The organism is Phycisphaerae bacterium, assembly GCA_019636475.1.
Taxonomy (GTDB): domain Bacteria; phylum Planctomycetota; class Phycisphaerae; order UBA1845; family UTPLA1; genus JADJRI01.
Genome location: JAHBXN010000003.1, coordinates 290,640 through 302,803 on the forward strand (window position 1 = coordinate 290,640; position 12,164 = coordinate 302,803).

A 12,164-nucleotide genomic window follows, 5' to 3' on the forward strand; every position below is an offset into this window, starting at 1 on the left:
TCCATCGGCGGCAGCATGAACCGACATTCATTTCGCACCGTCGTACTCTCCTGCACGCTCGCAACTCTATGCCAATTCGCTGCGGGCTGCACCGAGCCCACCTTCGATCAGATGATTCGAGAGGGCGAACGAGAGCGCATGGATGGTAACTATGCCGAAGCCCTCGGCATGTTCCGAATGGCCTCCGAACGTGATGGCGAACGACCGGAGCCGTCTTTTCTGATCGGCAAATGTTATATGGGCATGGCCGACAAGCAGTTTCGCGAGGACGACCTCATCGGTGCCATTCGATATTGCGATCGCGCGATCGCTTCGTTTGATTCGGCCATTTCGGCATTTCCCGGCTACAGCAAAGCGGTTCAGGGCAAGGCCGACGCGCTCAAGCTGCGAGGAAAGCACCAGGCCGCCTATGACATCGCGCGGTGGGTTGCGGCACAGTCGGGGTACGAACCGAAGAAACTCATCATCGAGGCCCAGCAATACAGTTCGTCGGGTGATCTTGATAATGCCCAGCTCGCCCTCCAGAAGGCCGTCGCCGTCGATGAAAACAATCCGTTGCCTCATGCCGAGCTCGGACGCTTCTACATGCGGCTGGGTAATCGAGAGAAAGCGATCAACAGCCTCCGCCGCGCATACGACCTGAACCCCGGAATCCCCGGTGTTTTCGAGGCGCTGCTCGATCTGGGCGGAGTGACGCCCGAGATGAAGCGTTCCTGATTACGCGCGTCGCGCGGATCGCACCGAACATGTCAGAATGCCCTCAGCTCGATCAGCACGCCGGGCGAATGCTCCTGCGAATCGCTCGCCGCGAAATTGAAGCCGCGGTTCGCGGAATCTCCCACACCCTGGAGGATGCCGGTACGTCAGGAGAGGAGTCACCGAGTTCGCTCGCCGCATTCTGCCGGTGGGCCGCCGCAATTCCTCACGCAGGCGTCTTCGTCACGCTTCGAACCTTCGGACGGCTCCGCGGCTGCATCGGCACGTTTTCGGATGAGGCGGATCTCGTTTCAACCATCATCGAAATGGCGCGTGCATCGCTAAGCGATCCAAGATTCCACGCGATGCGAATCACCGAATCCGAATTGGCCGACCTTGGAATTGAAGTGTCTATTCTCTCACCGCGCACCCGGCTTACCGATCCGCTTCAGTTCGAGTTGGGTCGCGACGGCATCTACATAAAGTCCGGAAGCCGCGCCGGGTGCTTTCTGCCGGATGTCGCGACTGATGCCGGATGGAACCGTGAGCAGTTCCTGTCGGCGCTCTGCCGGGAAAAAGCGCACCTGTCGCCCGATGCATGGCGCGATCCCGACACAGAGGTCTACGCATTCACCGTCCGTAAGTTTAGAGAATGACGGACAGAAGGCCGCGAGTGCTTCACTTCAACCGGTGCGCAGGCTAATCAGCAACAGGCTGTGTGGTTGTATCATCCCCGGTGGACGACTCGCGAGCTTCCGTCGATTCTGCCTTCAGCGGTTTGCCGATGTCACTCGCCCGAGCCAGTGTGAGCTTCACGTCCATTGACCGCCAGCGACGTTTGATTGTAAGTCGAACGGACTCGCCGGCCGCCCTGTCGGACAAGCGACGCTGGAGTTCCGGCATGTCCCCGGTCGGCTGCCCATCCAGTGCAACAATCTTGTCACCGGCCTTAAGCTTGGCCCTGGAAGCCGGTGATCGCCTCGCGACTTCCTTGATCCTCACGCCCTTTGATTGGGGCAGCAGATTGTCCAGGAATGGAAACAGACTCGGCTCGTCCTCCTCCAGCGCAACGCCGATCTTGCCCGGCTCAATGGACTCGCCTGCCGCCAGCCGATCAAACACGAACTCGATGCGATCACGAAGTATCGCGAAGCCGATGCCACTGTCATTCCATTCGGCGCCTGCCAGCGCCCCCCCGAGACCTGCCATCGGCACAATGAGCCCGATGACACGACCGTCGATGTCGAGCAGCGGTCCGCCATAGTTCATCGGCGAGATCTTGGCATCCGTCTGGACGGCATTCCCATTTCGACGGCCCAGCGCGCTGATGATGCCGAGCGAGATCGACGGTCTCTCCCCGCCGAGGGCCCGACCACACGCAATGCCATATTGGCCGACACGAAGCTCGGCGCGTCCAGACCATTCAGCGGGTTTCAAACCGTCCGCGTCAACCTTCAACAGAGCGATCCGACGAATGTGATCACGCCCGAGCAGTTTTGCCACCATCCGACGACCGTCGTGCAGCGTCACGGTGATGATCGATGGATCTCTCGCAAAATTGAAGCTGCTGGAGAGGATGTAGCCGTCGCTTGACCAGATCAGCCCGGTCGACGGTCCATCTGCAAGACGGAACGACTCCTCCAGGATGCGCCCCGGTCCACCCTCGACGACAGGCTGTGCGCCGCCGATCGTCTCAATCATCACGATCGACGGTGCGACGCTCTCGACTGCCGCGCGAACCACCGCCGCGCGAGCCCGCTCCAGTTCGTACGGATCAGGACCGTCTTTTGCCCGCTCGTCAGAATTCAACAGAGCGATACAGACTAGGGCAACGCCAAGCGTTGGGGTCATTCTTTCGCTCCAACAACGAAGTCAATCCGCAACAACTGCGAGCCTCGCTTCACCACAATCTGCACGGGCTGTCCTGGCGTCAGACGCAATACGAGCGCATCAAAGTCCCCCGCATCCGCAATACGCTTTCCGTTGACCGAGAGAATCAAGTCATCCTTCTTGACGCCCGCCTCAGCCGCAGGCGAGCCGTCAGCAACCCGCTCCACATAAGCCGTCACCTGCCGAAATCCAAGTCTGGACAACTTGATTCCCAGGAACGGTTCTCGCCCGCCTTTGGGATCCATCGAGGGTAGCGTGGTGGGCTGCGCCGCATCGCCGCCGAGAAACGCGAGCAGTTCCTCCGAGGGCAGCGCATAGTTCAACCGCGTGTTGGTCGCCGAAGCCTCAACGATCACTCCGATCATACCGACGCATCGACCCTCAATGTCGAGCAGCGGGCCGCCAGGCGCGCCCGGGTTCGCCGTGATCGCATCGTACACAAGAACCGGTCCGCGATAGTCGAATTCTTGTGCCAGCCGGTTGGCATCAAGCGTCGTCCGCATCGAAAGGATGCCTCGCGTAACCGACACTGGCTCATTGCCGTCCGCAACCCTGAACCAGTTACCCATTGCAATGATGCTATCGCCCGGCTCGATCGTCGTGCTCGATTCCACCGATATAAAGGGAAGATTCTCCGCCTCGATCTTCAACTCGGCGAGTTGCCGACCTTCGTCCACTCGCTTGACGACAGCCTCAAAACGACGCCCATCCGAAAGCACCGCGCGAAGCGATTGGCCGGACAACAGAAGCGATTTGGTCGTCAGAATCCGGCCGTCCGACGAGATAAGAAAACCGGTGCCATAACCGTGAACTCGGCCGATCTTGCCGCCATAGAGCTTTACCACGGCGGATTCCGCAGCCCGAATCGCTTTCGCGGCCGTATTCGGCGCGATCGTCGGCAGAATGCCCGCCTGGGTTCGGTCCGCCACGACGGCAGCCAACGGCCGATCCATCATTCCGACGGCTAAACCCGCCAGCATCAGAACCCGCACGCGCGATTTGAAGTGTGTCCGGGTCATCCCTTCGGCACCACAAGATCGAATTCGTCGATCGAATAAAGGCGTTCATCCTGATACGTCATCCGGCGGTACGGCCATCGAATGCGGCCCACGCGGCGCCAGTCGTCGTAGCGATATTGCGCGCGCATGCCGGTCAGTGAATCCTTGAACTCCAGCCGGAGCAGTTCGCCTGTGTCATCGTCGAACGCAGCTTGATAGCTGATGCCCGACTCGATCGATTCCTCGATGACCACCGCAATGCGTCCATCGATTTCGTCGGCCGCGATCACCCTACACGCGCCGTCAGCCGACGGATCTTCTTCAGCCATCCACCGCCATCGAATTGCTCGTTCAATCTCAGCCGGGGTCATCGTTGCCGAGGGTGCCGAAACGCTGGCTCGAATTTCAGTATTTTCGAACGTCTTCACAGTCGGCATCCCACCATCGACAACCGCGCGACGACCGCTCATTTCGATCGCAGTGACTCTGTTTATTGATGCCAATCCACCCAAGGCCGTATGAAATCTGCTCCGAGCGCGGCGCACAGCCCGCCGGTTGGCAGAATCCATCAGCCGGTGCTTTTCAAACGGATTGCTCCCGCCGAAAAGCCCCGCTTCCCCCTGTGGCTGCTTCGGCAAAGGCAGATCCTCCAGACGGAACCGGATCGTCTGAATGACACCTTCGCGGCAATACGCCACATCGACCGGCCAGTTCGCCGGGAAAATCCCGAGATGCGAAATGAACTGATTGGTACTGGTGACCGGCCGGGACACAAAACTCACGATCTCGTCGCCGAGTCGAAGGCCGAGCTTGTAAGGCGGCGAATCCTCCAGGATTTGATTCACGACAACCTTTCGGCCCCGATCAAATACCGTGAAGCCGGCCGTCGCATGCTTCGCTGTGATGCCCGCGCGCAACATTGGGATGAAACGCTTGATCTGATTGATCGAAATTGCATACCCAACCCCAACGTTCACACGACTTCTTTCCTCGATGGAGACCCGGCCGTTGATTCCGACCAAGCGCCCCCCCAGGTCAAATAGTGGACCGCCTGAATTTCCCGGGTTGATGGAGGTATCGACTTGAATGCAATCGGTGTATCGAAGCGCGCGTCCCTGTTCACCGGCACCCGACTGATACCGATGAAGGCCGGCCACAATGCCGAGCGTCACTGTGGGTGCGTAGTCCTCCGCCAGTAGAAACGGATTGCCCATCGCCAGGGTGTAATCTCCGACTTGAAGTTGATCCGAATCCCCCAGCTCTGCGACCGCAAAGGGCTCGTCGCGAACCACCTTGAACATCGCAACATCACCGGTCACATCCACTCCGAGCACTTCAATCGGATAGATTCGCCCGTCGCTCAGGCCCGCATCGCCCACGCGATCTTCCAGCATGGATGCAATCACGTGAAAATTTGTCAGTCCGTAGCCTTCGGCATCGATGATCACGCCCGAGCCGCCGCCCGCCCGATTGCCTCGATTGAAAAGACATGCGACGGTCGGTTCGAGTCGATGAATCACTTCAATTCGTGCATGCTCATACGCCCTCACACGGGCCAGCGCGGCGGGATCAGCCGCCGTGCGCCCGACAGTGCCCAGATCGACCGATCCAACGGCATCTTCGCTGTCCGCCCACACCGAACCGCTTAAAATTGCCGTCGCCGCGCAGCCAATGAGCGTGATCAGCAGGGTTCGAGTCAACGGGCTGGCAGTTCCTTGTTTCATCGCTTCGTACTCTCTATACGAACCCGATCGCAACTCACCAGTTCATGTGGCATCTGCCGCTATTGTTTGCTCGCTCGTGATGGCCGCACGAGCATGGCATTGGCCCAGACCGCATGATCCGCCAGATCGAGGTTGTCTGCTTCCTCGCAGAGCAGGATCAGTGTCTTTGCGTCGGAAACATCCACTGAAATCAAGGCCGGCGCAGCCCCGCCACGCTGTACGCTCGATTCGAACAGGAGTTTGTCATCCGCGAACACCCGAAACACCACGCTCCCTGCATCGCCGGTCGAATCGTCGATCCCGACGACTGCGGAGAAACGTTCAAACTGACCATCAAGCTCAAACATCATGCGATTTTTCGCATGAACTCCGATCCCTTTGCCGTAGACCTTGCCGCCCAGCCGAATCGGCTTGCCTGTCACGGTCGCGTTCATTCGCGGCTTCCAATCGGCGCCGGGCATCGATTGCTGCTCAAATCGACTTGGCGTCAGATCCGAAAGGAACTTGACTCGATCGCTTTGAAGGTCGACGCTCCGAATGACGCGCCACGGAAACAGAGCGGTTCCGAAGACCGTGCAATCAAATGCCATGGCCTCGGCATCCGCAGAGACAATCCTACCGCTGAATCGACCGCCATCACTCGTGATGAGCGCTACCGGCGAAGGGGCCGGCGATGAGGCCGGCGCGCCGAATACGACGCCATAGGCCTGCCCAAAGTCGCCCGATCGAAGCTTGCCGGAGAAGGAGAACTCCCAGCCCGCGGCAGTCAGTTTCTCGAGCGAACCTTGCACCGCAACCGGCTTGCCGCCCTGAATCAAAACCAGCGTATCGCGTCCAGCCTGCCGGCTCCGCAGGCGTGCGGCGAAATCCTCTCGCATTTCAACGGCAGCATTCGAATCAAATACGATACCCGAGAGTGCCGCAAACGCGACATCTACAGGCCGTTCCAGTCCCAGATCAACTCGGACACAATTCAGCGAGTTCGGCGGTTCATGGGCTGGCGTGCCGCGAAAAAAGCCGCCGCTGCCCGAGTGGAATTCAAAACGAGTGGCGTCAGAAAGCGGGACCGTGCCTCTCGTCTCGCCGGACTCCGGTGCGATTCGCATCACGTCGGCCAGCGGGATTGATACCTCGCGCCCGTCCGCCTCCCCGGCAATGACCGAGTTGGAAATTCGCGAGAGCGTAAGGAGCATCTGATCGCCATCTACACGATGGATCCGAAGCTGACGACGAACCACCTCCGGCTGTACGCCCGGAGTTGCCCCGGTCGGACCATCGGCGCGGGCTCTGACAGCGCCCATGATTGCAAGCAGAACAACGGCCCAAAGCGGCACCGGCGCGCCCATGCGACCGCTGCTTCCGTCGCAGTGCACCGCGCGCTTTGACTGCGGCCTCACTTTGAACGAAGCACGAGTCAAGGTGACTCCTTTGAAAGCTCTCGATAGTACTGCTCCAGCAACTCGCGATACTGACTGGGAAACTGCTTTTGGAGCGTTTGTAGAATCTGCTCGCGCTCGCGCGGCGGCATTTTCCCCCACGTTTCGCCTGGTTTCGCGGTAGACGCGCGAAGCCGCGTCTCGCCCGGTGTCCCCGTCGGGAGTGTCGATTCCGTGGCGCCACCACCCGGATTCTTACCGCTTGATCGGCCACGGCCGCCGCGGCCCTCTCCCTCTCCGTTCTGGTTTGACTGCTCCTGCTGTTCAGCTTCCTCGATCAACGCCGCTAACAATTCGACGGCCTCATCCTGCCGATTGAGAGTCGTGTCATCGGTGTAGCCGGTCTTCAATTTGCGTTTCGCAAAGGTCAGCAGATCACGAACATCCCCAATCTGGCCCGGCGCACGTCGGGAAAGTTCCGTCATGATCTGCACGGCCGTTGTCCGCAGCCGCTCGGGAGCGTTCGGATAATTCTTCAGAAAATCCTCAAACGTCCCGTATGCGAGTTCATACTCCAGATTGTGAACCTGGCAATATCCGAGCATGAATCGGAAGTGATCAGATGCGGTCGTGTACTTCTCGATCGGCCGATGACGGTCGCGGACGTCACACAACATCGCCTCGCATCGATCGATCAGTTCGAGATCGATCAGCGCCGTTGCACCGAGGTTTGCGGATGCCGTCGCAAGGTACGGATCATCCGACTGCGCCAGCCGCTCGAAGACAACCGCCGCATCGTTCGACTTGTCCGCATCGAGCAGCGCGAGCCCCTCCTTGAATTCAGGCGACAGGACTGCATAAGCCAGATTGATGAAATCAACCAGCTCGCTCTCGGGCATTTTCTCACGCTGAGTTGTTACGAACCTCACGGCATCTGGCGAGAGCGTTGGGGCCGATGCGATGTATTTGAGGAATCCGGCGATGACTTCAGAGGCGGGCAACGGCGGCGGAGCGGCCTCGCCGATTCGCTTTGGCGGCGCCATCCAGTCATATCCCGGAACCGGCGGCAGCGGTTTCTTGGGTGGAAGCGCTGGCACTGAAGCAAATAGCCAGACTGCCATCACGGTCATCATCTTGCAGACCTCCGTCACCGACGCCTATTGTGCCCGGCGCAAGGATTCATGCATCGCCTTGGCCATGTCCGCCACCGATTGCTGCTTCTCAGCGAGCCGCCTCAGCCGCTTCGCAAGGTCGTCGGCGGGAATCTCGGACCGCTCGCGGTCGGCCTTCAGTTGTTGTGTCGCCCGGTTCACCCGAATCTGGCACGATCGCAATAGTTTCAATTCGGCCGAGCCGGGCAGCAGCGGCTGACTGCCGTCGCCGCTCTGACCGGAATCAGCCTGATCGGCAAGTTCCTCCTGCTTGCGTTCGATCGCTTCGATCATGTCACGCAGCATGGATTCGATGTCGGATTGTGTTATGCGAACGGATTCGCCCGCGTCGGCCGCCGCAAGCCGGTCGGCCACGTCCCGGGCATCGTCACGAATTTCTTCAATCATGGTTGGCAGGATCACTGTCGAACCGTCTTCCTTCAGGAGCAACAGCGTTTCTTCAGCTTGATCTCCAACCCACCGCTGCCGTTGTGATACATCCGCCAGTTCCAACTGGTCGGACCGCTTCCAGTTTGCCGCGCCGAGTTCGCCCAGCCGCGTCGTCACTTTGTTGCACTCCAGTTGACGGCTAAGCATCGCTCTGAACCGAGACTCCAGCGCCGCGAGCATCTCCTCCTGTTGCTCCTTGCGAAGCTGATCCATGCGATCTTCCAACTCCTCCTGAGCCTTCTTCAATTTCTCAACGGCCTTTTCCTGCTGTTCGATCGCCTTGTCGGCGTTCTTTTTCTCAAGCTGATCGGCCGCGTCGCGCTGAAACGGAACCGCCTGCTGCACATCCTGCTGCCCCGGCGTGGCTTCATTCTCTCCGCCGCCATTGTCCGAATCGCCCGATTCCCGTTCCGGTGATTCGCCGGACTCCCGGCCGTCCCGACCCTGCTGACCGGCTCCGCTTTCCGCGGCCGCGCCCTTGCCACTCATTTGTTCGCCGAGTTCGGCCGTCTTCTCGGCAGTCTGGCGCTGCTCTTCCGCCTGCTCCTCCAATTGCAGCTTCCGGCGAATCTGATCGGCTCGTTGTGTCAGTTCCTCTCGTGCCGCGTTCAATGCCTCTTCCGCTTTTGATTGGGACGCCTGCGCCTCCGTTCGCGAGTTGCCACGCATAGACTTTTCAGCGGATTCCATCGCGTCGGACGCCCGTCCAAGCGATTCCGCAGCTTTCGACGCTGATGGTTCGTTTGCCGGAAAATCGTTGGAAGAACTAGCGGATTCGCTGGTTTCCGTGTCTCCCGGACGGTCCGCGCCACTGCCGACGGAGTCCACTTCCGCCAAAGACGCAACTGCCTCCGCGACTGCCTCCGTCTCGCCACGAAGCCTGGCCTGCTCCATTGCCTCGGTCGCCAGATCGCCTTCGGCTGCGGTTCGCGCGCTCGAGTCGCGTTGTCTTTTCAGCAAGTCGTCAATGCGCTGAGCGGCCGCTTCCAGTGCTTCGGCTCGTCGCTGCGCCGCGCGGACTGATTCGGCCTTTTGAATCGCCTCTTCCTGTTCCTTGATCAGCGATTCCAGCGACCGCCGGATCGCCTCCACTCGCTCGATGTCATCCTTGCGTTCATCCAGTTGACTCGGCTCCTCAACCAGCTCTTTCAAGAGCGACTGAAGCTTTGATATGACCTCCTGTTGATCATTCGCGGCATCGGAAAGCTGGTTACTCTCGAGCTCTTTCACAATTTTCGCAATCGTGTCGCGAACCTGATCACCGCGCAGTCGACCGAGTCCGTCCAATAGGCGCGCGGCTTTATCCGGTTCGGACTTACGAAGTGCCTGGCTCAATTGGAACATCCGATCTTCAAGTCGAGTGACGCGGTCACGAACGAGCGACTGTCTCTCAGCGAGTGACCCGGCCACGGGTTGCGATGCCGGTGCATCATCTCCGGCCGCCGGCGAAATCGGAGCGGCCAGCACCGCGAAGACTATCAGCACTGACGACACGGCACACCCTGACCAGGACCGCACATCAGGCAACCATGCGTTGCTCCTTTGCGACCACCACTCGGCGCGCCTCAAGCGCTCCCCCTCCACCATCGTTTCGATGCCCCGCGAGATCATGTCTATTCCTTTCCGGCCGGCAGAGTGGTCGAATGCCCCTCGCCGCCGAATAGCCGCTCAATTTCCCGATCCAGCGTGAGCTTGGTGTCCTCGTTGACCTCTTGTTGCAGCCGCACGACTTCCCGCAGCAGTGCGATTGCCTCATTGTATCCTTCCCATTTCAACATGTCGGCCAAAATGGTGTACATGCTTCGAATGATCCGGGTTTGTGCCGCCTCCACCGCCCTGGATGTTTCATCATCAAACGCATCTCGAAGGCGCTCGAGTAGCTCGGCAGCCTCGCCAATTTCAGACGTCGCCAGCGATCGCAACGGCGCGAGCACGCCGTTTTGCAGTCGCCGGCGCACCTGCGGAGTCGCGAGGCCGTTGATATCCAACTCGTCAAATATCTGCTGAAACTGCCTCGCAACGGTGCGAACGCGGTTGATCTGCTGCCGCTGAGTTCTCGCCTCCTGGCCATATCGAAGCGAACGCTCCGCCGATAACGCATCGGCCCCCGCGACATCGCGCAGATCCATGACGCGCCGATTTAGCTGCTCCTGCGCCTTGATGATCTGCTCGAACTCACGGCGCCACTCATTCTCCCGGCGGCCTAATTCGGCCAGTAACTCCTCCGCCGTCACGACGCGCAGCGTATAACGGACCGATTCACCCAGATTCGCTGCTGCGGCCGGGTCGGTCGCGTCAGAATGTTCGCCCGGCGTGACTGTGGCATCACGGCTCGCGTCCGGATTGGCGACCGGCGTCGGTGGCTGATAATCGCGGCCCCGCGCATACAGTGTGATCTGATCGCCTGGCGACAATGTCAACGGCGCCAGCGGAAGTTCATGCCGCACTTCGTACCGCGTCTGCCGAGCCGTGAATCGGGGTAGCGACTCCGCCGTTTCAGAATTCGAGATGTCTTTTCCATTCGGTCGCACGACTTGAACAAGTTCCACTGACTCAATGCCGAGGTTGTCCTCGCACTCCACTCGAATCGGCAACTGTGCGCCACTCACGACCATCTCGCCGACCCCCGGCATCGTCATCCGCACTTTCGGAGGAGAATCTGCCGTCGGATTGATTGAGAAAGTCACGGGCGACCGATCGTCGAGACCATCCATATCCAGCAGATCGAAGTAATAGGTCGCGCGTCGCTCGGGCTCAAACCGCGCTTCAAGGCTTGTGCCTTCGGTCAGGTTCACCGTCGCCACCGGTTGATCATCCGAGCGGCTCTTCAATACCGCTCGCGCCAGCGGCTTGTTCGCTACGGCTTCAATCCGAACAGCCGACCCGCGCAGCACATCCGCGGTTGACTGGCTCGCTTCCAGAACAAAAGGCGCCTGCTCCGAATAGGCCGGCGGAACAATCTCGACGCGCGCCGAGCGAATCGAAGGTCGAATCACCGCATCAACCGTGTACCATTCTGTTCGATCATCGACTCCCCATTGATCGACTACAAACCGGAATCGCATCGCCTGAGTAAGCGAGCCGAAGTCAAGAATGAAACGGTCTTCACCCAGCCGGTCCATGTCCCGTTCGCTTCGAGCGCCGGACGCCAGTTCGAATTCGGCCAGCAGCCTGCTCGGCCGGCCTTCGAGTGCTCGCGCCACGATCCGCAACTCATCGCCGATGGGCCATCGAAGGTGCCCGCTTTCGGAAAACCCTTCCGCCACAATCCGTGTTGTCACCGGCCACGGCGTATCACGAAGAAGCCAGTTCCGTTGGAGATAGACCGACATCAAACCCGGCATCAGCGAGAACGCGGCCGTCGCCGCGAGGAGCGTCGCCATCGCCAGAGCCAAGCGCCGTCGAAACTGCGTCCGCTCTAGAATTTGATCGAAGCGAATACCCTCGAAGGTTGCGAGGCTTTCGCGAAACAGCTCTGCGACCAGCGCCGGTGAATTGCGATGGGGGTTGATCGCCGACCCCGTGGCGAACGCGACCGCCGAAACTATCCGATCCGCATAGGCCCTGTGCTTCCGTTCGACAACCGCCGCCACCTCATTGACATCGATCCTCCGCCGGAACGGTCGAATCACAAGCCGCCCGAATTGGTGGACCACGACCCCGAGCACGATGGCAAGAAGCGCCACTCTCGGACCAAACCCAAGCGCCAGAATTCGATCAAGGACAAACTGCACGGTGCATAGGGCGACGAGCCCGCCGAAACAGAGCGCCGCCCCCTCAAACAGCACACGCCGTCGAATCGCAGAGCCCAGCCGATCCAGCGGCGCGACGATCTTCCGTCGAACGTTCGTGCTCAGTTGTTCGAGGCTCTCATTCACG

At 60.0% G+C, this 12,164-nt stretch carries 9 protein-coding genes; 2 read left to right on the top strand and 7 right to left on the bottom strand.

What is annotated here, in order from left to right; all coding sequences use genetic code 11:
* Positions 1 to 15: 15 nt before the first annotated feature.
* The gene (locus KF841_06770) at positions 16 to 717 is read left to right on the top strand and encodes a tetratricopeptide repeat protein (GenBank protein MBX3395055.1); all 702 of its coding nucleotides are present in this window, start codon (positions 16 to 18) and stop codon (positions 715 to 717) included.
* A 29-nt stretch (positions 718 to 746) separates the two neighbouring features.
* The gene (gene amrA / locus KF841_06775; protein ID MBX3395056.1) at positions 747 to 1,352 is read left to right on the top strand and encodes an AmmeMemoRadiSam system protein A; all 606 of its coding nucleotides are present in this window, start codon (positions 747 to 749) and stop codon (positions 1,350 to 1,352) included.
* A gap of 43 nt (positions 1,353 to 1,395) precedes the next feature.
* On the opposite strand, the gene KF841_06780 is transcribed toward amrA, so the two are convergent.
* The 7 genes from KF841_06780 to KF841_06810 all read right to left on the bottom strand — a co-directional run bounded on the left by KF841_06780 (position 1,396) and on the right by KF841_06810 (position 12,163).
* A complete protein-coding gene (locus tag KF841_06780) occupies positions 1,396 to 2,547 on the bottom strand; it encodes a trypsin-like peptidase domain-containing protein (GenBank protein ID MBX3395057.1) in 1,152 nt (383 codons plus the stop codon).
* Positions 2,544 to 3,605, bottom strand: a complete 1,062-nt coding sequence (locus KF841_06785; protein ID MBX3395058.1) for a serine protease — start codon at positions 3,603 to 3,605, stop codon at positions 2,544 to 2,546. The genes KF841_06780 and KF841_06785 overlap by 4 nt, the downstream gene beginning before the upstream one ends.
* Entirely contained in the window at positions 3,602 to 5,308 is a 1,707-nt protein-coding gene (locus tag KF841_06790; GenBank protein ID MBX3395059.1) for a trypsin-like peptidase domain-containing protein, read from the bottom strand. Before KF841_06790 ends, KF841_06785 begins: the two co-directional genes overlap by 4 nt.
* Positions 5,309 to 5,367: 59 nt before the next feature.
* Positions 5,368 to 6,726 (bottom strand): NPCBM/NEW2 domain-containing protein, encoded by a 1,359-nt coding sequence (locus tag KF841_06795; GenBank protein MBX3395060.1) that lies wholly within the window; start codon positions 6,724 to 6,726, stop codon positions 5,368 to 5,370.
* Complete coding sequence (locus KF841_06800; protein ID MBX3395061.1) at positions 6,723 to 7,817, bottom strand: hypothetical protein; 1,095 nt, start codon at positions 7,815 to 7,817, stop codon at positions 6,723 to 6,725. Before KF841_06800 ends, KF841_06795 begins: the two co-directional genes overlap by 4 nt.
* A gap of 24 nt (positions 7,818 to 7,841) precedes the next feature.
* Positions 7,842 to 9,812, bottom strand: coding sequence for a hypothetical protein (locus tag KF841_06805; protein ID MBX3395062.1), 1,971 nt, complete (start codon positions 9,810 to 9,812; stop codon positions 7,842 to 7,844).
* A gap of 86 nt (positions 9,813 to 9,898) precedes the next feature.
* Entirely contained in the window at positions 9,899 to 12,163 is a 2,265-nt protein-coding gene (locus KF841_06810; protein ID MBX3395063.1) for a hypothetical protein, read from the bottom strand.
* Between the last annotated feature and the right edge of the window lies 1 nt (position 12,164).